This is a genomic window from Butyricicoccus pullicaecorum DSM 23266, assembly GCF_900167005.1.
Taxonomy (GTDB): Bacteria; Bacillota; Clostridia; order Oscillospirales; family Butyricicoccaceae; genus Butyricicoccus; species Butyricicoccus pullicaecorum.
This window is the reverse complement of record NZ_FUXW01000009.1, coordinates 59,324-80,696: the sequence shown is the minus strand read 5'-3', so window position 1 is coordinate 80,696 and position 21,373 is coordinate 59,324. Positions and strand designations below refer to the sequence as shown.

Annotated in this window: 22 protein-coding genes; 8 read left to right on the top strand and 14 right to left on the bottom strand. The window is 58.6% G+C overall.

The genetic code is table 11. The features are described 5' to 3' along the window. Positions 1 to 5: 5 nt before the first annotated feature. Positions 6 to 725, bottom strand: a complete 720-nt coding sequence (locus B5D52_RS12410) for an MgtC/SapB family protein (RefSeq protein ID WP_016149048.1) — start codon at positions 723 to 725, stop codon at positions 6 to 8. A gap of 282 nt (positions 726 to 1,007) precedes the next feature. Here B5D52_RS12410 and B5D52_RS12405 point away from each other — a divergent pair, with 282 nt between their 5' ends. Further along, a complete protein-coding gene (locus tag B5D52_RS12405; RefSeq protein ID WP_016149047.1) occupies positions 1,008 to 1,715 on the top strand; it encodes a PHP domain-containing protein in 708 nt (235 codons plus the stop codon). 376 nt (positions 1,716 to 2,091) lie between these two features. On the opposite strand, the gene B5D52_RS12400 is transcribed toward B5D52_RS12405, so the two are convergent. The 7 genes from B5D52_RS12400 to B5D52_RS12370 all read right to left on the bottom strand — a co-directional run bounded on the left by B5D52_RS12400 (position 2,092) and on the right by B5D52_RS12370 (position 7,314). Beyond that, on the bottom strand, positions 2,092 to 2,418 hold the full coding sequence (locus tag B5D52_RS12400) for a branched-chain amino acid transporter permease (RefSeq protein ID WP_016149046.1): 327 nt from the start codon (positions 2,416 to 2,418) through the stop codon (positions 2,092 to 2,094). Further along, the gene (locus B5D52_RS12395) at positions 2,415 to 3,110 is read right to left on the bottom strand and encodes an AzlC family ABC transporter permease (protein ID WP_016149045.1); all 696 of its coding nucleotides are present in this window, start codon (positions 3,108 to 3,110) and stop codon (positions 2,415 to 2,417) included. The genes B5D52_RS12400 and B5D52_RS12395 overlap by 4 nt, the downstream gene beginning before the upstream one ends. A 33-nt stretch (positions 3,111 to 3,143) precedes the next feature. Beyond that, a complete protein-coding gene (locus B5D52_RS12390) occupies positions 3,144 to 4,166 on the bottom strand; it encodes a peptidylprolyl isomerase (RefSeq protein WP_016149044.1) in 1,023 nt (340 codons plus the stop codon). A gap of 197 nt (positions 4,167 to 4,363) precedes the next feature. Beyond that, entirely contained in the window at positions 4,364 to 4,522 is a 159-nt protein-coding gene (locus B5D52_RS12385) for a FeoB-associated Cys-rich membrane protein (RefSeq protein ID WP_016149043.1), read from the bottom strand. A 33-nt stretch (positions 4,523 to 4,555) separates the two neighbouring features. After that, on the bottom strand, positions 4,556 to 6,685 hold the full coding sequence (gene feoB, locus B5D52_RS12380; RefSeq protein ID WP_016149042.1) for a ferrous iron transport protein B: 2,130 nt from the start codon (positions 6,683 to 6,685) through the stop codon (positions 4,556 to 4,558). Between the two features lie 143 nt (positions 6,686 to 6,828). Then, entirely contained in the window at positions 6,829 to 7,050 is a 222-nt protein-coding gene (locus tag B5D52_RS12375) for a FeoA family protein (RefSeq protein ID WP_016149041.1), read from the bottom strand. Positions 7,051 to 7,101: 51 nt separating this feature from the next. Next, positions 7,102 to 7,314, bottom strand: coding sequence for a FeoA family protein (locus B5D52_RS12370; RefSeq protein ID WP_016149040.1), 213 nt, complete (start codon positions 7,312 to 7,314; stop codon positions 7,102 to 7,104). Positions 7,315 to 7,503: 189 nt separating this feature from the next. On the opposite strand from B5D52_RS12370, the gene B5D52_RS12365 reads away from it, so the two are divergent. From B5D52_RS12365 to B5D52_RS12350, 4 genes are all read left to right on the top strand, one after another. Then, positions 7,504 to 7,890 carry a metal-dependent transcriptional regulator gene (locus B5D52_RS12365; RefSeq protein ID WP_016149039.1) on the top strand — a complete coding sequence of 129 codons (387 nt, stop codon included), beginning with the start codon at positions 7,504 to 7,506 and terminating at the stop codon, positions 7,888 to 7,890. A gap of 42 nt (positions 7,891 to 7,932) precedes the next feature. Further along, entirely contained in the window at positions 7,933 to 8,436 is a 504-nt protein-coding gene (locus B5D52_RS12360) for a GNAT family N-acetyltransferase (RefSeq protein ID WP_016149038.1), read from the top strand. A gap of 92 nt (positions 8,437 to 8,528) precedes the next feature. Further along, the gene (locus B5D52_RS12355) at positions 8,529 to 9,347 is read left to right on the top strand and encodes an Mrp/NBP35 family ATP-binding protein (protein WP_016149037.1); all 819 of its coding nucleotides are present in this window, start codon (positions 8,529 to 8,531) and stop codon (positions 9,345 to 9,347) included. 33 nt (positions 9,348 to 9,380) lie between these two features. Continuing rightward, the gene (locus B5D52_RS12350; RefSeq protein ID WP_016149036.1) at positions 9,381 to 9,824 is read left to right on the top strand and encodes a NifB/NifX family molybdenum-iron cluster-binding protein; all 444 of its coding nucleotides are present in this window, start codon (positions 9,381 to 9,383) and stop codon (positions 9,822 to 9,824) included. A gap of 72 nt (positions 9,825 to 9,896) precedes the next feature. Here B5D52_RS12350 and B5D52_RS12345 read toward each other — a convergent pair whose 3' ends face one another. The 6 genes from B5D52_RS12345 to B5D52_RS12320 all read right to left on the bottom strand — a co-directional run bounded on the left by B5D52_RS12345 (position 9,897) and on the right by B5D52_RS12320 (position 18,523). Beyond that, a complete protein-coding gene (locus B5D52_RS12345; protein ID WP_016149035.1) occupies positions 9,897 to 10,817 on the bottom strand; it encodes an aminoglycoside phosphotransferase family protein in 921 nt (306 codons plus the stop codon). Beyond that, positions 10,814 to 11,380, bottom strand: a complete 567-nt coding sequence (locus tag B5D52_RS12340) for a TetR/AcrR family transcriptional regulator (RefSeq protein WP_016149034.1) — start codon at positions 11,378 to 11,380, stop codon at positions 10,814 to 10,816. Before B5D52_RS12340 ends, B5D52_RS12345 begins: the two co-directional genes overlap by 4 nt. Position 11,381: 1 nt before the next feature. Then, a complete protein-coding gene (locus B5D52_RS12335) occupies positions 11,382 to 14,501 on the bottom strand; it encodes an efflux RND transporter permease subunit (RefSeq protein WP_016149033.1) in 3,120 nt (1,039 codons plus the stop codon). Continuing rightward, complete coding sequence (locus tag B5D52_RS12330; RefSeq protein WP_016149032.1) at positions 14,498 to 15,709, bottom strand: efflux RND transporter periplasmic adaptor subunit; 1,212 nt, start codon at positions 15,707 to 15,709, stop codon at positions 14,498 to 14,500. The genes B5D52_RS12335 and B5D52_RS12330 overlap by 4 nt, the downstream gene beginning before the upstream one ends. A 3-nt stretch (positions 15,710 to 15,712) precedes the next feature. Then, positions 15,713 to 17,284 (bottom strand): TolC family protein, encoded by a 1,572-nt coding sequence (locus tag B5D52_RS12325; RefSeq protein WP_016149031.1) that lies wholly within the window; start codon positions 17,282 to 17,284, stop codon positions 15,713 to 15,715. Positions 17,285 to 17,500: 216 nt separating this feature from the next. After that, positions 17,501 to 18,523, bottom strand: coding sequence for a LacI family DNA-binding transcriptional regulator (locus B5D52_RS12320; protein ID WP_016149030.1), 1,023 nt, complete (start codon positions 18,521 to 18,523; stop codon positions 17,501 to 17,503). Between the two features lie 301 nt (positions 18,524 to 18,824). Here B5D52_RS12320 and iolG point away from each other — a divergent pair, with 301 nt between their 5' ends. The 3 genes from iolG to B5D52_RS12305 all read left to right on the top strand — a co-directional run bounded on the left by iolG (position 18,825) and on the right by B5D52_RS12305 (position 21,308). Further along, complete coding sequence (gene iolG / locus B5D52_RS12315) at positions 18,825 to 19,850, top strand: inositol 2-dehydrogenase (RefSeq protein ID WP_016149029.1); 1,026 nt, start codon at positions 18,825 to 18,827, stop codon at positions 19,848 to 19,850. Between the two features lie 155 nt (positions 19,851 to 20,005). Then, positions 20,006 to 20,545 carry an RNA polymerase sigma factor gene (locus tag B5D52_RS12310; RefSeq protein ID WP_016149028.1) on the top strand — a complete coding sequence of 180 codons (540 nt, stop codon included), beginning with the start codon at positions 20,006 to 20,008 and terminating at the stop codon, positions 20,543 to 20,545. Next, positions 20,535 to 21,308, top strand: coding sequence for a hypothetical protein (locus B5D52_RS12305; RefSeq protein ID WP_016149027.1), 774 nt, complete (start codon positions 20,535 to 20,537; stop codon positions 21,306 to 21,308). The genes B5D52_RS12310 and B5D52_RS12305 overlap by 11 nt, the downstream gene beginning before the upstream one ends. Positions 21,309 to 21,373 lie beyond the last annotated feature (65 nt).

Below are 21,373 nucleotides of genomic sequence, written 5' to 3'. Positions count from 1 at the left end.
ACAGGTCAATACTGTGTGGTTTCCAGCTTCTTGACGTTGAGATTTCCGCCCAGTTTCTCCAAAAATACCGCTTGATCGGCCTGTGGATTGGCGCCCCGGAAGACCGCAATCGCGGTCAGGTGATAGACGCCTCGCTCTTCGGTCTCGTCGAACTGTACGTGCGAGAGCGTGGCGTTCTGCTGCACGGAAAAACGGTTGAGGTCGTGCATGACACCGGACAGGTCTTTGCACTCCAGATCGAGTGCGAGCGTGGCGTGACGGGTGACGTTCATCTTGCGCTGAACGACTTCAAAGACGGTCAGCGTCGCGTACACCGCCGCCGCACCGGTCAGGGCGATGGCGTAGTAGCCCGCACCTGCGGCAAGTCCCAGACAGGCGACCGCCCAGATACTTGCAGCCGTGGTTAGACCTTTAACTGACAGACCTTCGCGCATGATCGTACCTGCACCCAGAAAGCCCACGCCGGACACGACCTGTGCACCCAGACGAGCCGGGTCAGGGGTTGCGCCCAGCGGTCGGAACTCGACAAACAGGTAGTTGCTGACCACCATGGTCACGCACGCGCCCAGCGCGACCAGCATGTGGGTACGCATACCCGCCGGACGGTGGTTGCGTCCGCGCTCGACGCCTACGACGATGCCGACCAGCATCGCACACAGCATGCGCAGAACCGCTTCAAAATAACTGATTTCTTCCAATACGACACTTGCCTCGCCAGCATCCATATACGGCAACTCCCTTTCTGTAAAAATCGACGCGAAAGCCAATATGCAATCGCTTTCATCGCCCGTGTTATACTACATATAGTACCATAACTATACCATTTCGCAAAGGTTGAATCACTTCCATTTTGCACAAACTTCTTTCAATATTTTCTACATTATGGCGTATCAAACAGATTTACTTGCTATTTTTTGTAAAATCAGCTAAAATAGGCTGGGAATTTATTCTCCCGTTTCACGAACACTTCTGCGCGTATCGATATCGTTGTGAAAGGACCGTTTGTTATGTACAAAATCGAACCCCATCTGCACACCCGGCAGGTCAGCAAATGCGGCTGGCTGGACGCCGAGGAACTCGCCCGTCTGTACCACGAGGCCGGATACCACGCCATCGCGGTCACCGACCACTACAACCCCGATACCTGGGTCTACATGGGCATTGACCCCAAAGATCCCGCCGATGTCATGCCGCGCTTTACTGAAGGCTACCAGAGACTGGCCGAGGCTGCGGCGGCGTACAATATGACGGTCTACTTAGGCGCAGAGCTGCGCTTCTACGAGAACGACAACGACTATCTGTTCTACGGCTTTGACCCGGCCATGCTGGCCCATCCGCACGAGATCATGTCCATGGGCGCGGTTGCCTTCTCCGACATCGCACGCAAGTCCGGTGCGGTCTTCATCCAGGCGCACCCCTTCCGCAAGACCTGTGTACCGCTTGCGCCCTGCTTCCTCGACGGTATTGAGGTATACAATGCAAATCCCCGTCACATGCACCACAACCACAACGATCTCGCGCAGGCGCTGGCCGATGCGCAGGGTCCCGGCTTCATTCAGACTGCCGGTTCGGACTGTCACCGTCTGGAGGACGTTGGTCTGAGCGGCATTCAGAGCCGTATTCTACCGCCGAATGCGACTGCTTTCGCCACGCTGCTGCGCTCGGGTTCCTTTGAGCGTATCATTCCGGCACAGGATGGCAATTCCGATCGATAAGCGCAAAAAAATAGAGGGATGCATTTGCATCCCTCTGTCTGTTTGCCCGGCTTCTTATAGGGAGCCGGGTGTTTTTTGTTTTGGGGTCGTTTTATTTGCTTCCCGGGGTGGATGTTGGGAAGCAAAGGGGTTTCGCCATCTGAGGATGGCGATGGGAAACGAGAATTCATTGATTCCCGGGCCGAACACCGGGAATCAAAAGGGGATTTCGCTCTCTAGCACTCATTTTATCCGCGCACGGCGCGGGAAGAAGGATAGTGACCTACGGGCCGACGGGCGACTTGAGGCTCTGCCTCAAGACTCCGCAAGCCTTTCGAGAAAGGCTTGAGCGAAAGCTTCAATTAGCTCCGATTTCCCTTTTCGCTATGTAGGATTTTCAGGCAAACACGGTCTGCACGAGTGCCATATACAGCACGGTACCCGCGGCGATACTGAGCAAGGTATTATGCTTCCACTTATGCAGCGCCACGATGAACGCGATCGCGATCAGTTCAGGCAGGCCGTGCAGATTAGTGAACACGGCATCTTTCAAGCAGTACACGACCAGCAGGCCGATGACGGCGTAGGGCAGGACGGTGCCCAGATAGCTGATGAATGCCGGTGGTTTTTTGCCCTCAGGAAAGATCAGAAAGGGCAGAAAACGGGTTGCCATCGTGCCCAGCACGACGGCCAGAACGGTCAGAATACTCTGTGTCGTCGTCATCCGGCTGCCTCCTTCCGCGTGGTCTTGGGACGGGTCAGGGTAAAGCACAGGATAATGAGTGCCATAGCGGGCAGGATGAAGGACGATGCGCCGAAGACCAGCAGGCACAGGAGCGAACAGCCCAGACCGGTCAGTGCCGGTCTGTGGTCGGGGTTCTGCTCCCATTGGCCGATGAACATGACCACAAACAGCGCGGTCATGACAAATTCCAGTCCGGTCGTGTCAAACTGGACGACACAGCCCAGCAGTGCGCCCAAGGTCGCCCCGCCCACCCAGTACAGATGGTTGAGCAGGGTGACAAAGAACATGAACCAGCCCCGGTCGACGCCCTCAGGCGGCTCGACCGTGCAGTTGATGGTGAACGACTCGTCGCACATGCCGAAAATCAGATAAAATTTCTTCCATCCGGTATTTTTGAACTTTTCCAGCATGGAAATGCCGTAAAACAGGTGTCTCGCGTTGACCATGAGCGCCAAAACAAAGGCGTGGAAGGGCTGAAACGCTGACAGGAGCAGGCTCACGGTGACAAACTCCATCGAACCTGCAAAGATGAACAGGCTCATGAGCATCGGATAAATCACCGAAAAGCCCTGGCTCTTCATCAGAAACCCGTAGGACATCCCCAAAAACAGAAAGCCCACACAGATCGGTATGGTGTACGGCAGCGCCGCACGGAACGCCTTACGCTTCATGCTGTCCCCCTCCTATGCGTGTCCGAACGCGGGTTACTGCACGTAGCTCTTGGCCGTATCCAGATTGATCTCGGACAGCTTATCGCCCTCCGTGACCTCGGCTGCCTGCTGCCAAGCCTCGGCCTGCTCGGAGAACAGTGCTTCCTCTACGGTTGCCTGCTTTGCGGTGAAGTCCTCATCACGCAGCGGCAGGCGCTGGATGATGTGCCAGCCATAGCTCGACTTGATCGGGTCGGAAATACCGCCGACTTCCAGTGCCTTGGTGCCCTGATAGAACTCGTCGACCATCTCACCCTCGGTGAAGACGTAGCCGTCCGGGCTGCTCTCCATGCCGGGGTCTTCGTTGTACTCCTTGATGAGTGCGTCAAAGTCCTCGCCTGCCTTGGCACGGGAAGCGACTTCCTCAGCCTTGGCCTTGAGCTCGTCCTGATTTTCCAGCTCGTTGTTATCGTCGTCGACGGTCTTAATCAGAACGTGCTTGCAGCGCATATAAGTCTGGTCAAAGCGCTCGCGGGCAGCGTTCGGGTTGGCCTCCAGATATGCTGCGCGCAGCTTGCTGATCATGACGTTCAGCCGTGCCAGATCGCTGTACTGCTCGCGGGTCAGGCCTACGCCCTTGAGGTACTCGTCGACCTGATCGGCACCGCCCATCTGCTCCTCAAACTCGGCCATCTGTGCATCGATATCGCTGTCCTCGACGGTCAGGCCCTGTGCTTCCATCTGCTTTTCACACACGGCCATGTAAGTCAGCTGCTGCTTTGCCAAGGTGGCAATGTTATCGCTGTACGTCTGACGGTCGGCCTCGTCGGTCACGTCCGCCGAGGTCTGCTGGCCGTACATCGACAGCATGCTGTCCAGACGGTTCTGATTATATAAGAACGAAACCGCGTACTCCTCCGCGGTGAAGTCCACGCCGTCCACGGTCAGTACAACCGCGTTCTTCTCTTCCTCGCTTGCCGCCTCTACGGTCTCCTTACCGCCGCATGCGGTCAGGCTCAGTGCCATCACGGCTGCCAGCACGCCGGTTGCTGCACGTTTCCAAAAAGTTCTCTTCATCTTGGTATAGCTCCTCTCTCTCCGGTTGATTCTCGGATGCAAGTTATCTTTTATTATACCAACTTTTTGTGCATTTCACAACCTTTTATCATTTCTCCGGGATTCTCCCGGAGAAATGCGTCAGGGCCGGTACCAATACGGTACCGGCCCCAACGGAGTCATGAGAATATAAAAAGGGAATCAAAGTGGGTCAAGGGTTAGTGGCAGCATCCGCCGCCATGGGAATGGCCGGAACAGGAACAGCCGCCCGAGCAGCCCGAACAACCGCCCTTTTTCTTATCCTTTACGATGCTGCGCACGGCCAGCACGACCGCGATGACGAGCACCAAAACGATGAGAATGGTTGGTAAATTCATAACAGAAACCGCCTTTCCCCGGTCGGGCTTCCCTTATGCCTTGACGGCCGCGCGGCGCAGCTTGGATTCAGGCTTAGGCTGCGGACGGAACAGCAGGTACAGGAAGACGACCAGAATGATGATCGCGACGACCGTGCCGACACCGAACGAAGCCGCGCCGGTCAGCAGTGCGCCGAACTGATAAATACACAGAGAGACCATGTACGCGAGCAGGCACTGATAGCCGACGGCAATCAGCGTCCACTTACCGCCCAGCTCACGACGGACTGCGCCGATCGCAGCAAAGCAGGGTGCGCACAGGAGGTTGAAGACCAAGAAAGAGTATGCTGCAACCGGCGTGAATACCTGCTGCATGGTGCCCCAGATTTCTACGCCGTCCTCGGCGACCTCGGCGAAGCCGAACAGCACGCCCAGCGTACCGACGACGTTCTCCTTTGCGATCAGGCCGCTGATGGCTGCGACCGCTGCACGCCAGTCGCCCCAGCCGAGCGGTGCGAAGATGGGTGCGAGCACGTTGCCGATGGATGCCAGAATGGACTCATTCTGTTCAACCATTTCCAGACGGAAGTTAAAGGTCTGGAGGAACCAGATGAGGGTAACCGCCAGGAAAATGACCGTTCCGGCCTTCTTGATGAAGGCAACGGCACGCTCCCACATGTGGCGCAGCACGCCCTTGAGGCTGGGCCAGTGGTATGCGGGCAGCTCCATAACAAACGGTGCGGGATCTCCGACAAACAGGCGGGTCTTCTTGAGGATGATGCCCGAGCAGATGATGGCAGCGACGCCGACGAAGTATGCCGACGGGCCGACCCACCATGCGCCGCCGAAGAGTGCGCCCGCGATGAGCGCGATGACCGGCAGCTTAGCCGAGCACGGGATAAAGGTCGTCGTGATGACCGTCATGCGGCGGTCACGCTGGTTTTCGATGGTACGAGAAGCCATGATGCCGGGTACGCCGCAGCCCGTGCCGATGAGCATGGGAATGAACGACTTGCCGGACAGGCCGAAGCGACGGAAGATACGGTCCATCAGGAAGGCGATACGCGCCATGTAGCCGCAGTCCTCCAGGAAGGCCAGGCACAGGAAGAGCACCATCATCTGCGGCAGGAAGCCCAGAACCGATCCGACACCGGCAACGATGCCGTCGAGCACCAGACCGTTGAGCCATTCCGGGGTCGCAGCCGAAGCCAGCCAGCCCTCAACAGCCGGCGGGATGATCTCACCGAACAGCACATCGTTGACCCAGTCGGTCATCATGGTGCCGACCGTGGAGATGGACAGATAGTAAACCAGGAACATAACGCCCACGAAGATCGGGAAACCGAGCCAGCGGTTGGTGACGATCTGGTCGATCTTGTCGCTGCCGGTCAGCTTATGCACCTTGCCCTCGCGGCCAGCGGCGTGCGCCAGCTTGGCTGCGCACTCGTAGCGAGCATTGGTGATGATGCTCTCGGCATCGTCGTCCTGCGCGTCCTCTACGGTCTTGATGTAGGCCTCGATGGTGTCCTTTGCCATCTGGCCGAGCGGCAGTTCGGTGCGCGCGTCGCGCTCGAACAGCTTGACGGCATACCAGCGGTTATGCGACGGCTGACAGTGGCCGCTCACCTGCGTGCCGATCTGCTCCAGCGCGTGCTCGATGTCCTCGCCGAAGGTGACCGGCTTTGCCGCCTGACGGCTCTTTGCCGCACGCACGGCTTCCAGCGCGGCCTCAACGCAGTTTTCGCCCTTGAGTGCGCTGATCTCGACGACCGGCACGCCCAGTGCCTGCGACAGCGCGCTCGACTGGATGGAACCGCCCTGACGGCGTACCACGTCCATCATATTGAGCGCGATGACGACCGGCAGACCCAGTTCCATGAGCTGAGTGGTCAGGTACAGGTTGCGCTCGAGGTTGGACGCGTCGATGATGTTCAAAATCGCGTCGGGCTGCTCGGTGACCAGATAATCACGGGTCACGACCTCCTCAAGCGTGTACGGCGAAAGCGAATAAACGCCCGGCAAGTCCTGAATGATCACGTCCCCGTGACCGCGCAGCTTGCCTTCCTTTTTTTCAACGGTGACGCCGGGCCAGTTGCCGACGTGCTGACTTGCACCGGTCAGGGCATTGAACAGTGTGGTCTTGCCACAGTTCGGGTTGCCCGCCAGCGCGATTTTCATCCCCATAGCTGAAACCTCCCTCATTGTTTCATGTTAACGCTTTTGGTTTGTTTTCTCTAATTGTTTACCTTCACTAACCCACGCCGCAAAAAGAGGCAGCCGCACGGGGGCGAACTGCATCCGAATGGGAAATATGGAGGAAAACGATGTTACTGTACTTCGATGGCGGCGCAGTCTGCCTTGCGCAGAGACAGCTCGTAGCCGCGCACGGTGATTTCCATGGGATCGCCGAGCGGCGCGACCTTGCGGACAAAGACGGTCACACCCTTGGTGATACCCATGTCCATGATGCGGCGCTTGATCGGGCCCTCGCCATGCAGACGGACGACCGATACCGTCTCACCCGGCTTTACCTGTTCCAGGCTCTTCATCGTGTTTTCCCCTCCTTAGCTTTGTGATCGTATGCGAAATTTGTAAAAAACTTAACTGATTAAGATGCGCGACGCGGTTGCACGGTCGAGTGCGACGCGGCTGTCGCGGATCTGCAGGATCAGGTTACCGCCGCGTTCTGCGACCACGGATACCGCGGCACCAACCACGAACCCAAGCGACTCCAGATGACGGCGTGCTTCATCCTTACCCAGGATGCGCTGGATCACACCGGTATGTCCCGGCTTTGCGAATGTAAGCGGCATAAGCGCGTTCTCCTTTTCTGTATCCATTGTAAGTTAGTCCTTTCTAACCTTTGCAATGCACAGTTTACCATAGCTAACTTATTCTGTCAATAGATCGGGCTGAAAAAATTGCAAATTTGCGTATAATATGCTACCATATATGAGAAGACTTTTCCCGGAAGGGATGCTACGGAATGGAGGGCCAAAACCTTGCGCATCCAAAAATCCGCCGAGGACTATCTGGAAACCATCCTGCGGCTGACGCTCCGAAACGGCTCGGTGCGTTCGATCGATATCGCAACCGATCTGGGTTTCTCCAAACCCAGTGTATCCACCGCAATGAAGCGTCTGCGTGAAAACGGTTATATCATCGTAAAACCCCACGGTCTGATCGAGCTGACCGAGCAGGGACGTGAGATCGCCGACAAGATCTACGAGCGTCACACCCTGCTGACCGAATATCTGACGACAATCGGTGTCCCGCACGACATCGCCGAACAGGATGCCTGCAAAATCGAACACATCCTCAGCGAGGAAACCTTTGCGCGCATCCGCGACCACGCCGAGCGCAACAGCCGCCAAAACCGCCCCGAATAATCCGGGCGGTTTTCTTATCTCAACGCACAGGAGGATATTTTTATGTTGATCCGTCCCGAAACCCCTGCCGATTTGCCAGCCATTCACCAGCTGGTGACCCTCGCGTTTGCCAGTGCAGCGCACAGCGACGGTACCGAACAAGATCTGGTCGACGCCCTGCGCGCCGGCGGTCACTGCGCACTGTCTCTGGTCGCCGTGCAGGATAATGAGATCGTGGGACATGTCCTGTTTTCTCCCGCCACGGTCGGCACCCATCCGGTCGCGGCACTCGCCCCCCTGGCCGTCCATCCCGACTGCCAGCGTCAGGGCATCGGCGCAGCACTCGTACGCGAAGGCCATCGCCAGATCGCCGCGCTTGGTTATGACTGGTCGGTCGTGCTGGGCAGCGAAACCTATTACCCGCGGTTCGGATACCAGCCCGCACGTGCGCTCGGTATCCGTGCACCCTTTGACGTGCCGGACGAAAATTTTATGGCCATCCGGCTGCGCCCGGACGCGCCCGCCCTGTCCGGTGTCATGCAGTACGTGCCGGAATTCGGGATCTGAGCCGTTCTATGCACTTTCGCATTGATAATCGACAAAAGGTGCAGTATAATAGTTCTATCTACAATCATTAAAACCGTTAGGAGTTGTTTACTATGGGTTGTTCGCACAACTGCGAATCCTGTTCTTCGAACTGCGGCGAGCCCAAAAGCCTGCAGGTTGCCCCCAACAAGCTGTCCACCGTCCGCAAGGTGATCGGCGTTGTTTCGGGTAAGGGCGGCGTCGGCAAGTCGCTGGTTACGTCCATGCTGGCGGTCTCCATGACCCGCCGCGGTTACCACAGCGCCATTCTGGACGCTGACATCACCGGTCCTTCCATCCCCAAGGCCTTCGGCCTCTCGGGTGAGCTCGAGGGCTGCGAGGAGGGTATCTACCCCAAGACCTCGTCGACCGGTATCGACATGATCTCCATCAACTTCCTGCTGCCCCACGCCGATGACCCGGTCATCTACCGCGGCCCCATCATCGCTGAGACCGTCAAGCAGTTCTGGTCCGACGTCATCTGGCAGGACGTAGACTTTATGTTCGTCGACATGCCTCCCGGAACCGGCGATGTACCGCTGACCGTGTTCCAGTCGCTGCCCATCGACGGCATCATCGTCATGACCTCGCCGCAGGATCTGGTTTCCATGATCGTGGGCAAGGCGGTCAAGATGGCGCAGATGATGAACATTCCGGTACTGGGTGTCATCGAAAACTACAGCTACATCGAGTGCCCCGACTGCGGGGGGCACATCGAGGTCTTTGGCAAGAGCCGTGTCGAGGAAGTCGCTGCACAGTACGGCGTGCCGGTACTGGCAAAGCTGCCCATCGATCCCAAGCTGGCTGAGGCAGTCGACGCTGGCTGCATCGAGGATGCCAAGCTGCCCGAGTCGCTCCAGGGCGCAACCGCTATGCTGGAAAAGCTGCTCTAATTTCAGGTTTTCCGTGCAGAAAGGATATCCGTTATGAAAATTGCCATCGCTTACGCGGACGGCGTGGTCGCTTCCGATCTCGGCGTCTGTCAGCAGTTTTTGATCGTCACCGCGGAGAACGGTCAGCCCACCGCCAAGGAGCTGGTTGACTGTCCGGGTGAGGGTCACATCCGTCTGCTCAGCTTTGTCGGCCACTACGCCGTCGACGTGCTCATCTGCGGCCAGCTGGGCATCGCATCGCGCAACGCGCTGGAAATGCTGGGCGTTCTGCTTGTCCCCGGTGTCACCGGCTCGGCAGAGGAAGCCGCTGCCAAGTTCCTGGTCGGCGAAAAGCAGGGTGACGACACCGTGCTGCGCATGTGCCGCGAGGAAGACCCCGACGACCCGATGGCCTGCATGCACGACTGTTCCAAGTGCGCAGGCTGCGGCCCGATCAAGGTCGATCTGGACAAGCTCGACCTGCCCGAGGTCAAGTAAGACCGTATTTCAAACGCAAAAAAAGCCGAATCCAACCGGATTCGGCTTTTTCTTTTGCGTAAATTCGCTCTTTTACCGTGCAGGCACATACCACCGCGGCGGCTCACAGGGCGTAAAACCACGGAAGTCGCGCGCCGCGCGGGCGTAGCTCATCTGCATCTGCTGGGTGGCGTTCGCGCCCAGCGATTCCGCCCACACGATCTGGCGGATGGCACCGTAAGCCGCCTCGTAGGCGAAGGCCTCCCAGAATTCCTGCGGCGGGTCGCCCATGAAATAGGCGTGAATCTGGCCATTGACAAAGGCGGTCGAGCGCGGTACCGAGAAGGTCTGCGCGCGCTGGAAGTCCTGCCAGCGGTCACCGACCTGTCGGCGGTCGAAGTCCATGACCGCCAGCTTGCCGCCCGCTGTGAGCAGCAGGTTGCCGATATGAAAATCACCGTGCAGACCGGCCAGTCGCTTGGGATACGCGACGTGTTTTGCCACAAACATGACCGTCGCGTCGTCTCCCGCCATGCGGTGACGGCTGGCCAGATAGCGGAAGACCATGCGCTTACGCGCCTCGACCTCGCCGTCGGCCTCGCGGCGCTCACCCGGCTCGAGCAGCACGCTGTGAATGGCGGCAAGCGCACGGCCTGCCTCCTGTCCCAGACGATACTGTTCGGATTCGGGCATGCCGATGAGCTCCTGGGTCAGCGGTTCACCCTCCACCCAGGTCAAAAGTTCGTATACCTTGCCCGCGTGCAGGCCACAGTCCACCGGGCGCGGCATGGGAAAGCCCAGTGCCTGACAGCGCTGGATAAAGGCAAACTCGGCGTACTTGCGTCGGGTCTCCCGCTCGTCAGCTACGCGCAGCAGCAGGTGTTCCCCGCTGCGCGTCCAGACCTCGTACTTGCGGTCGCTGCCGTAGCCGCCCCGCACGGGCAGTACCTTGCGCCAATGCGCGGTTTCCGGGAAGGTGCGCAGCCATGCGCGTTCATTCACTCCAATCGTCATGCACCCATCCCCCGCATCAGCACGTCTACCAGCGACTCGAGCGGTACCTCGCGCGCCTTGAACATGGTCGAAGTCAGCGAGGCCAGCAGCGTGGCAACGACGATCGGGTCAATATCCGCCCGCAGTTCGCCTGCCTGCTGTGCACGCACCACCTCGGCCTCGAGCAGTTCATACTGCTGTTCGGCATACTGGTGGGACATCTCCTCAAAAAAGGTCATCGAGCTGTCTTCCCGGAACAAAATCAGCAGTTTCTGCCCCATCTGTGCCAGCACGCTGGTCAGAAAACGCATGTAGCTGATCATCTTATCCCGAAACGCAATATTGCTGTGCAGAATGCCCGAGAGCTCGACAAACACGCGCTCGGCCATCTGTTCGCCAACCGCGGTCAGCAGGGCGTTTTTGGAGGGAAAATATTCATAGATTGTCGATTTTCCGATGCCTGCGCGCACGGCAATGGCATCCATCCGGGCGTGTTCAAAGCCGTTGCGGCAGAATTCCTCGGCCGCTGCGGCTAAGATCGCCTGCCGACGACGGCCGCGGATATCATTTTTCTCCTCGGTCATGTCAGATCTCCTTTGTCTGGTTAGTATCTCGCGCCAGCCGGCGGGCGTGACGCTCTGCGCTGCGCGTCCGGACATGCTCAATAAGGCTGTCAATGAGCGAGTAGTACACCGGGGTAAACAGCAAAGTCACGATGGTGGACACCACCATACCGGTAATCATAACAATCGCCATCGGCCGCATCATCTCGGCGCCCTCGCCATTGGAAAATACCATAGGCAGCAGACCGAGAACAGTGGTGAGCGTGGTCATCAGAACCGGACGCACACGGCGCGGGCAGGCGTTCAAAATTGCGGTGTCCTTATCCTCGCCGCGTTTGCGGCGGATGTTCATGTAGTCGATGAGGACGATGGACGAGTTGACCACCGTACCGGCCAGCATGATGACGCCGATGAATGCCACCATGGAAATCTTGTTGCCGGTCAAGGGCAGGGTGAAGAGCGAGCCCAGCAGACCGATAGGCAGAATGGTCATGATGATAACCGGCATGACGAAGGACTCAAACTGACTGGCAAGGACGAAGTATACCAGTCCCAGTGCGACAACAAGCGCGTAAGCCAGCTGGGTGAAAGTGTTAATCATCTCTTCCATCTCGCCGCCGGTCTCGTAGGTGATGCCGTCGGGCAGTTCGAAGGTGTCCAGAACGCCCTGTACTGCCTGGCTCATCTCGGCGGTCGACACGTTATCGGCTGCGCCGCCCGTGATGGTGACCGTACGGCTCTGGTTCAGGCGGTTGATGCTCTGGGGTGCGAGTACGGTCTCGACGTTCGCCACCAGCGACAGCGGCACCGAACCGCCGGCCTGGGTGGGAATCATGACGCTCTTGAGTGCGTCAATGCTGGTCTCGGCTCGGCTGTCACCGCGCACGGTGACCGTGATTTCCTCACCGTTCACCTTGAGCTGGGTAGCTGTCTGACCGGACAGCTCACCGCGCACGGCCTGGCCGATGGTTGCGGCAGTCAGTCCGAAGCGGGATGCGTTGGCGCGGTTGAGCGTAATCTCGACCTCGGGCACCTGCTCGGACGCTGAGGACGAAACCTCAATCGCACCCGGCAATGCGGCAAGCTGACCTGCCAGCTGCTCGGCGGTCTGGGACAGTTTATCATAGTCGTCGCCGCGCAGCGTCACCGAAATGGCGTCACCGGTCATGGACGACATATCCATCGTGCCCGATGCCTCGACCGAGATTTCGGCACCTGCCAGATCCTGCATGTACGGTCTGAGGTCGTCGGCAACCTGCTGCGAGGTGCGGTCGCGGTCGCTCTTATCGACCAGATTGACCGTGATGGACGCACTGTTTGCCGTGGACGTTGTGCTCATGGACGCGCCGCCGGTCGAGTAGTAGATGCTCTCAATCTCGGGCACCTGTTCGAGCGCGATATCTACCGCGCGGTCGGCCATGGCCGACACGTCCTCAAGGTCGGAGCCGACCGGCATTTCAACGCCGATGGCTACCATGCTCTCGTCCATCTGCGGCATGAGTTCCACGCCTGCAATGGCAATCGAGCCCAGAAAGGCCACGATCATGGCACCCGAAATGATGATCGCTTTCTTGCGGTGGGTGATAAAGTGGGCAAGCAGTTCTTTGTACTTGCGCATGAGCGGTCGGTCTGCAATATCATGCCCGGTATCCGGCATGCGCATTCTGTGCTTGCCGCCGCGGTCGAGCAGGGCATAGCACAGGACGGGAACCAGTGTCAGGGCGATGAGCAGCGACGCGAGCAGCAGCGAACAGATGGTGATGCAGAACTCGCGGAACATCATACCCGACAGACCGCCGGACAGGCCGATGGGCAGGAAAACGGCAACCGTTGTGAGGGTGGATGCCGAGATGGACAGCGCGACCTCCTTGGTGCCCTCAACACACGAAACAAAGCGGTCACAGCCGTCCGACCGGTAGTGAAAGATGTTTTCCAGTACGACGATCGAGTTATCCACGATCATGCCGACGCCCATGGCGATGCCGCCGAGCGACATCATGTTCATGGTGATGTCAAACACCTGCATGATGAGGAAAACCGAGATGATACAGATGGGCATGGACACCGAAATGACCGCGGTCGCGCCCAGATCGCGCAGGAAGACAAACAGCACGATGGCTGCGAGCAGCACGCCAAAGACGATGTTCTGGATAACCGAGTCGACGGTCATGTTAATCATGTCACTCTGATCCATGAGCAGCGACCAGTCCAGCGTGGGCTGGAGCGCGGTCACCTCGTTCAGCGCCTCCTTGGCGCGCTCGGCCACCTGCAAGGTGTTGGTGTCCGACTGCTTATTGACCGAGATCGTGATACAGGGTTCACCGCCGATCTTGGCGATGGCGGTCTGCTCCTTGGGTGCGACGTAGACATCTGCAACCTCGCTCAGACGCACGGTGCCGCCGGTCGGCAGCGGAATCAGGGTGTTTGCAATGTCGCTGACCGAGCTGAATTCACCGTCCGCGCGTACCGAGAAGCTCTGATCGCCCGACTGTACCTCGCCCGCGGGCAGGGCGACGTTCTCAGCCGCTAGCATCTGCGCGATGTACGACACCGACAGGCCGTAGCCTGCCAAGCGGTCGGCATCGGTGTCAATGGCAATCTCGTTTTCGTAGCCGCCCGCGATATCGACCGAAGCCACGCCGTCGATGCGCTCGAGGGCGGGCTGGATGTCATCCTCGGCGATGGCCTGCAACTCGGCAAGGTCTGCGCCCTTGAGGCCGACGGTCACGACCGGCATGGCATCGACATCGATGGTCATGGTCATGGGTGCGTCGGCATCCTCGGGCAGATAGCCCTTAACGCGGTCGATGCGGTCACGCAGGTCGACCATGGCCTCGTCCATATCGGTGCCGTCGGCAAAGGTGACCATGACCATGGACGAGCCTTCGGACGAGAGCGACTGAATCTCGTCCATACCCGACACGCTCGCGCACGCCGACTCGATGGTCTTGGTGACCATGTTCTCGACTTCCTGCGGACCTGCGTTCGAGTAAGTCGTATACACGACTGCCATGGGCAGCTCAATATCGGGCAGCAGGGCAAGCGGCAGCGAGGTAAAGCCCATGATGCCGAACACGACGATCAGCACATAGGCCATGATGGTTGTGACCTTATGTTTCAGACAAAAGTCTGCGATATTCATGGTGTATCCTCCCCGGAAACCACGCGGACGGCTGCGCCGTCGGACAGATAGCTCTGACCCTTGGTTACCAGTGTCTCACCGCCGGTCAGACCGCCGGTAATCTCGGTCACGCCGTCACCGACCACGCCGGTCTGTACCGTGACCTTCTTTGCCGTGTCGTTTTCCACCACAAAGACGTACTGTTCGGCGCCGTCGGTCAGAATGGCATCCGAGGGCACGGTGACCGCATCCGGTCGGCGATTGGTGTAGAACGTCACGTCGGCAAACGCGCCGATGGGGTAGGTCACGTCAGCCGGGGTGTACAGGCGCACTTCATAGAGTGCGGTCTGGGCGTTTGCCGCCGGGGCGATGGTCGCGATGGTGGCGGTAAACGGTTCACTCGAGACCGCCGAGACGGTCACCTGTGCGCTGTCGCCCACCTTGAGCTGACCGAGCAGGCTCTCGGACACCTGCACCGAAATGCGGGTGCGTCCGCCCTCTGCGATGACCACGGCCGGGCCGGACTGTGCCGCCATGCCGCCCTCGACGATATTGACCGCGGTAATCAGGCCGTCACAGGGTGCAGTGACCGTACCGGCAGCCGCTTGGGTGCGAATCTGGTTGAGCGACGACTCGATCTGCGCGAGCTGTGCCTTCTGGCTGGCACGCGCCTGCGACACCGCCGAGCGTGCCTGTTCGAGCTGGTTATTGGCCTGATCGAGCTGCATTCTGGCCTGGTCGAGCTCGACCTGCGAGGCCGCGCCGACGTTAAAGAGGGTCAGGGTGTTGTCGTAGTTGGTCTGCGCTGTGGTAACCGCGCTCTGCGCGATGGGCAGCGCCTTCTGTGCGTTCTGAATAGCCTCGTTGGTCAGCTGCTGGGTGGCGTTATAGCTCTCCTGCAAAGAGGCGTAAGAGCTGGTAATCTGGCTGGTATCGATCTGAAAGAGCAGCTGACCGGCCTTGACCGTATCGCCCGCCTTGACCGGCAGGTCCTGCACGGTACCGGCGATGGTGGGGACGATGGACACCGCAGAGTCCGCGATGACCTGACCGGACACCATGTTCTCATTGGCAAGGTCGGTGCGCTCGACCGTCTGGGTCTCGACCGCCGTGCCCTGCTCCTCGACCTGTGCGGTCTCTGCGGCCTGCTCACTGTCACCGCCGCAGGCGCTCAGGCCAAACAGGGTCAGGCAGGCCAGCAGACCGGCCGTAAATCGTCTTGCGTTCATGTATTATATTCCTCCTGTGGTGGTCAAAACGCCCTCGCACGCCCACTGATACTGCATGTAGGCCGAGAACAGGTCGATCTGTGCGAGTTTTACGTTGGACTCTGCGACCGCCTGATTGACCTGCGCCTGAATATAGGTATTGCGCGAGATGGTTCCCAGGTCGTACTTGAGTTTTTCGGTCTGGGTGACCTCATTCTGGTATTCAAACGCCTCGTAAGCGACCGACAGCAGGCGGTTCTTCTCATAAACCGCGCGGAACAGCTTGGTGAAGTTCTGCTCGAAGTTGTCCTCTGCCGACTCCAGCTTGTACTCGGCTGCGCGGATCTGCTCCTCGCGTCCGTCGGTGTCGCGGTCAAGGTCTTCCGCCTCCTCGACTGCCCGCTCGGCGGCGTAGATGTCATAGCTCTTTTCCTTGCCGCGCTCCATGTCGGCGTCCAGGTCTAAAAGCGCCAGCATGTCGGGCGTGACAGCCGGAATGGTGTCCAGCATGTAGCTGCGCGACGGCTCGCGGCCGAGCATGATGCTCAGGTCTTCCTTGGCGTTGCGCAGGGTCATGTACAAGCTCTGGATGGCGCTGTCGGTCTGGGTCTTGGCCAGACGCGCCTGGTCGAGCTGCTGCTGCGAGATCTGACCGAGCTGGAAGCGGGTCTGCATCTCGTTATAAGTCACGTTGGTCAGGTCGGACTGCTGGACGGTGACGATATAGTTCTGCTGAATGGTCATCAGACCGGCATAGGTCGCCTGTGCCGCCATGACCAGCTGGTTTTCGATCGACTCGAACTGCTTTTCGTAGGGTTCATAGTCAGTGTTTTTCAGCTCTTCCAGCTGGGATTCCAGCTGTGCGAGCTGGGTCTGCATCTGGGCGATATTGTTTTGCAGCAAAACGACCGTCGCGCTGCCCACCGTGATCGTCGCAGCACCGTTCTGCACGGTCGGGTCGACCGTGGTCAGCGAGGACGACACGCTGTTTGCCAGCTGCTGCATGCCTGCAATGGCCTGCTCCATGCCGTCAATCGCGGCTTCCATATCGTCGATGGCCGCATCCAGATCGACCGCTTCAATGCTCGCCAGCGTCTCGCGGTTGGCTAAGACCGTCTTGTTCTGGTTGCGCACCAGCTCCTCGATCTGGCTGTAATACAGCATTTCGGCGTTTGCGATCTCAGGGTCTTGCTGCTGGAGGTAGTAGGTTGCCTCCTCGGCCGAAAAGCCCAGCCAGTAGGTCGGGTAAACGTCACCCGTGTTGGTGGTCACGGTACCCGGTGTGCCCGGTGTCTGACCGGTGCCCGGAATATGGTAATAGTCGTTCGTCGTCGAGCTGTTCTGGGTGGTGGTCGTCGTGGTCGTCGGTGCGGTCGGCGTGGTGACGGCACTCGCGTTCGGGTCCAGCCAGGACGGGATCTGGTTGCCGGATACAGACCCTGTGGTCGTCTGCGCGGTCTGACCGGTGGGCACGGTCACCGCACCCGCATTCGGGTCCAGCCATGCCGGAATCTGACTATCTGTCCACGCTGCCTGTGCCGCCGGGCCGACAAGCATCGTGCCGGCCAGCGCTGCCGCGCAAAGTTGTTTTTTCATAAATCGTCCTCTCTCACTTTCCTCACAAGTGAATGCTAAAATCCCCCGACCGACCAGTCGGTCGGATATCGTTTTTATTATACGCCAACCCGCTGTGCGCCGTCAATCGAAACGGTGTCCATGTTCACACAAAAGACACAAAACGTCTGCGCTCTCTTTTTATATGCGGTAGGAAAGGCAAAAAAGACCGCCCCGATCGGCGGCCTTTCCATCAAATTACAGCAGCTCACGCGAAATGATACTGGTGCGCACGTGCATGATGGTCTCGGTTGGTTTTCTGCGGCGTGCCAAAAGCTCGTAGAGCACCTCGACCGCGCGCCGTGCCTGTCCGGAAAAGTCCTGATCGACAATGAAGTCCACCCGTCCGTCGGCCAGGTACTCCCGCGCATACGGGGTCAGGTCGTTGCACACGACGTGGATGGGCTGGGGCGCGCGCGCACGCGCCAGCGCGTCCATACAGCCCTTGACGCTCTCGTTCGCCATATAAATGGCACGCAGGCGCGGATTGCGGCGCACCTCGCGCAGTACGCCGTCGTAGGTCAGATCATAGCGCTCGATGCACTCGATGACGTGGGCATGTCCGATATCACCCTCGAGCTCATATAAACGCTCCAAAAAGCCGTCGACGCGCAGGCGGTGAGCGGTGAACTCACGATTGCCGCACACGATCAGCACGTCGCCGCCTGCCAGCATGGGTACCAGCAAACCGGCAGCCACGCGCCCGGATTTGACCAGATCCTGACCGATGTGGCACACGCGCGCCGAGTCGGGCACGTCGGAATTACAGGTCACGACCGGGATACCCATTGCGGTCAGGCGGTCGATCTCCTGCGCCATGGGCATGGTATCGGCTGCGTTGAGCACCAGTCCAGCAATTTTGGACTCTTCCAGCGCGTTGATGCAGGTGCAATACTCGTGGTTCGACCGTCCGGTCAGCTCACGAATCTCCACCCGGAAGCTAGGGTCACCGATGCGCCGCAAGGCGGCCTGGATGCCCCGCCGCGTCTGGCGGGTATAATAGTCGCCCCAACCCGGAATCACAAACCCGATCGTCGTGCCATGCCGTGCGGGCTGCGCCTGCCGTCTCTGTGCCGGGGTGCGGTAGCCCAGTTCATCAATCGCCTGCTGCACACGCGCGCGCACCTCGGGCGCAACATTTGCACGGCCATTGACCACGCGGTCGACCGTGCCGCGCGATACACCGCACTTGTCGGCAATCATCTGCGATGTGATTTTCATGGGCATTCCTCCTGCTTTGCCGGTGTTCCATCTGTTACCATCCTATCACGGCGTGCCCGCCCACACAAGTATGCCCAATCGATTTTTACGTTTTGAACAATGCACACCGACTCCCCTCACAATCACCGTCATAAAATTGCGCAAAATACATAAAAGAATTGCTGTCATTTATACATATCGCTAAAATTAGCCATGCGTACTTGCCGCTCGTCCATGCATGTTTTATAATATATCCAGTACGTTAAATTGTTCTTATTTCGGGTGCAAACCCGTTCGAACAAGTGTAAAGGAGATATGTATTATGGCAAATTTACGCATTGGCGTCGTCGGCTGCGGCCGAATCGGCAAATTGCACATCGACAACCTGATGGGTGCTGTTCCGGGCGTTGAGGTTATCGCTGTTGCTGACCCCATGATCGACAAGTCCGGCGCACGTGACTGGTGTGCTGCTCGCGGCATCACCAACGTTTCCGCTGACTACATGGACGTCATCAACAACAAGGACGTAGACGCTGTGTTCGTTTGCTCCTCCACCGACACTCACTCTGTCATCTCCCTGGCTGCTGTCAACGCTGGCAAGCACGTTTTCTGCGAGAAGCCGGTTGACTACGATGTAGACAAGATCAAGGCTGTTATGGCTGCTGTTGAGGAAAAGGGCGTTAAGTTCCAGGTTGGCTTCAACCGCCGCTTCGACCACAACCATAAGGCTGTTGCTGACGCTGTTAAGTCCGGCAAGATCGGCGATCCCCACATCGTTATCGTTTCTTCCCGTGACCCCGAGCCGCCCCCGGCTTCCTACGTTGCTGTTTCCGGCGGTATCTTCTACGATATGATGATCCACGACTTCGACATGGTTCGCTACGTAACCGGTTCTGAGGCTGTTGAGATCTCCGCTGTTGGTTCCTGCCTGGTTAACCCCAAGCTGCAGGAAGAGTCCGGCATCCCGGACGTTGACACCGCTGTTGTTACCATGAAGATGGCTAACGGCTGCATCGCTGTCATCAACAACTCCCGTCAGGCTGTTTACGGCTACGACCAGCGCGTCGAGGTATTCGGCTCCAAGGGTATGGCTTCCGACGGCAACGATCTGCTCAACACCGCTACCATCATGACCGTTGACGGTGCGCACTCCGAGAAGCCCCTGTGGTTCTTCCTCGAGCGCTACAACCAGGCGTTCATCGAGCAGGTCAAGTACTTCGTTGACTCGGTTGTTAACGACAAGCCGGTTGTCGTTGGTGCAATCGACGGTCTGCGCCCGGTTTACATGGCTCAGGCTGCTACCGAGTCCTGCCGCAACGGTGGCGTTTACGTCAAGGTTCCGCAGTAATCGATCCTTTCCCGTGCATCAATTCAAAAGCGCTGTCCTTCGGGACGGCGCTTTTTTTCATCCGTGTGTGAAAAAATTTTTTGATTTCTGTTGAACCGACCTTGCTTTCGGCGGCTCTATTATGCAGAATAAGCAAGAAAGGAGTGAAAAGCCCCATGGCTTACAGTATACCCGCCGAAGGGCTTCCCGCTATCATGCCCGACTTCGACACCCTGTTCGAAACCTACCAGACCGAGGCGCTGCGCGCGGCTTACCTCATCTGCGGAAACCGGACGGATGCCGAGGACGTGGTACAGGATACCTTTGTCAAGTGCTACGAGTCCATGCACCAGCTGCACGATCCCACCCGGGTCAAGGCGTGGCTGTTCCGCATCCTGACCCGCACCGCGTGGCGCGCCTGCCAGAAGCACCGCCGCGAACTGCCGGTCGAGAACCTGTACGACAGTCAGGAACCCACCGATGAGGACGCATCCGCACCGCTTCTGCGTGCCGATCGTGCGCATGCGGTCGCTCGGGCGCTTCAGTCGCTCGAACCCAAGCAGCGCACCACCGCCGTGCTCTACTACTACAACGACATGTCGGTACGCGAGATCGCGCAGGCAATGGGCTGTTTTGAAGGTACAGTCAAGTCCCGTCTCTATCACGCACGTCAACACTTAAAAGAATCTTTGGAGGTTGAGTTCGATGAAATTTGATGAATATATGCACGATTCGATGAAGGAAATCGCACAGGACGTTCAGCCTGACCCCAGAATGCGCGCGCGCGTCATGAACGCCGTACAGATTGAGCGCACCAAGTCTCGTCCACGCCGCATGCGCTTTGCCGTTGTGGCCGCTGCGATGGTCTGTGTCCTGATTGGCGGCGCGTTCGCAGCCGGTCCGATCGTCGGTCTGGCATCCAGTATGAACTTTAATCAGATGTCCACCTCGCTGGATGACGAGGCCAAGGTTGAGAAGGAAGCCGGTTTCACCGTCCGTCTGCCCGAGACGCTGAACGGCGCTTCGTTTGACAACATGGTCGCCCAGCCGGTTGATGCCATCGATGCCGACGGCAACACCGTTTACAGCTATCAGGAGTTCTACGCATCCTATCGCGACGGCGCGACCCAGCCGTTTATGACGGTCATCAAGAGTGAAAATGACAGCGATGAGGGCGTGAGCGACAAGACCATCGTGGATACCCGTGAGGTAGATGGCATCACCATGACCTATCGCGAAATCCCGACCATCTTCCTGCCGCCCACGGAAGACGCAAAGCCGACTGAGGAAGAGCAGGCTGCAGCTGACCGCGGTGAGTGCTTCATCTCTTACGGCACAGAGACCCGCGTAGACGGCGTTTACCATGTAATTGATTGGGATGAAGACGGTCTGCACTATGCAATCGCTTCGAACGATGGCGATTGGACGGCAGATGACTTCTTTGCAGCTGCGGAAGATGTCTTGAACACGGAAAAATAAAGCACCGCACCCCAGCTCGGGATTCTCAAGGGACGAGTCCCTTGAGCCCGTCCAGGTGGAACCTG

Excerpts from the sequence above, each read along its gene's own strand:
- B5D52_RS12410 (WP_016149048.1), bottom strand. The coding sequence starts at position 725 with ATGGATGCTGGCGAGGCAAGTGTCGTATTGGAAGAAATCAGTTATTTT.
- B5D52_RS12405 (WP_016149047.1), top strand. The coding sequence starts at position 1,008 with ATGTACAAAATCGAACCCCATCTGCACACCCGGCAGGTCAGCAAATGC.
- B5D52_RS12400 (WP_016149046.1), bottom strand. The coding sequence starts at position 2,418 with ATGACGACGACACAGAGTATTCTGACCGTTCTGGCCGTCGTGCTGGGC.
- B5D52_RS12395 (WP_016149045.1), bottom strand. The coding sequence starts at position 3,110 with ATGAAGCGTAAGGCGTTCCGTGCGGCGCTGCCGTACACCATACCGATC.
- B5D52_RS12390 (WP_016149044.1), bottom strand. The coding sequence starts at position 4,166 with ATGAAGAGAACTTTTTGGAAACGTGCAGCAACCGGCGTGCTGGCAGCC.
- B5D52_RS12385 (WP_016149043.1), bottom strand. The coding sequence starts at position 4,522 with ATGAATTTACCAACCATTCTCATCGTTTTGGTGCTCGTCATCGCGGTC.
- feoB (WP_016149042.1), bottom strand. The coding sequence starts at position 6,685 with ATGGGGATGAAAATCGCGCTGGCGGGCAACCCGAACTGTGGCAAGACC.
- B5D52_RS12375 (WP_016149041.1), bottom strand. The coding sequence starts at position 7,050 with ATGAAGAGCCTGGAACAGGTAAAGCCGGGTGAGACGGTATCGGTCGTC.
- B5D52_RS12370 (WP_016149040.1), bottom strand. The coding sequence starts at position 7,314 with ATGCCGCTTACATTCGCAAAGCCGGGACATACCGGTGTGATCCAGCGC.
- B5D52_RS12360 (WP_016149038.1), top strand. The coding sequence starts at position 7,933 with ATGTTGATCCGTCCCGAAACCCCTGCCGATTTGCCAGCCATTCACCAG.
- B5D52_RS12355 (WP_016149037.1), top strand. The coding sequence starts at position 8,529 with ATGGGTTGTTCGCACAACTGCGAATCCTGTTCTTCGAACTGCGGCGAG.
- B5D52_RS12350 (WP_016149036.1), top strand. The coding sequence starts at position 9,381 with ATGAAAATTGCCATCGCTTACGCGGACGGCGTGGTCGCTTCCGATCTC.
- B5D52_RS12345 (WP_016149035.1), bottom strand. The coding sequence starts at position 10,817 with ATGACGATTGGAGTGAATGAACGCGCATGGCTGCGCACCTTCCCGGAA.
- B5D52_RS12340 (WP_016149034.1), bottom strand. The coding sequence starts at position 11,380 with ATGACCGAGGAGAAAAATGATATCCGCGGCCGTCGTCGGCAGGCGATC.
- B5D52_RS12335 (WP_016149033.1), bottom strand. The coding sequence starts at position 14,501 with ATGAATATCGCAGACTTTTGTCTGAAACATAAGGTCACAACCATCATG.
- B5D52_RS12330 (WP_016149032.1), bottom strand. The coding sequence starts at position 15,709 with ATGAACGCAAGACGATTTACGGCCGGTCTGCTGGCCTGCCTGACCCTG.
- B5D52_RS12325 (WP_016149031.1), bottom strand. The coding sequence starts at position 17,284 with ATGAAAAAACAACTTTGCGCGGCAGCGCTGGCCGGCACGATGCTTGTC.
- B5D52_RS12320 (WP_016149030.1), bottom strand. The coding sequence starts at position 18,523 with ATGAAAATCACATCGCAGATGATTGCCGACAAGTGCGGTGTATCGCGC.
- iolG (WP_016149029.1), top strand. The coding sequence starts at position 18,825 with ATGGCAAATTTACGCATTGGCGTCGTCGGCTGCGGCCGAATCGGCAAA.
- B5D52_RS12310 (WP_016149028.1), top strand. The coding sequence starts at position 20,006 with ATGGCTTACAGTATACCCGCCGAAGGGCTTCCCGCTATCATGCCCGAC.
- B5D52_RS12305 (WP_016149027.1), top strand. The coding sequence starts at position 20,535 with ATGAAATTTGATGAATATATGCACGATTCGATGAAGGAAATCGCACAG.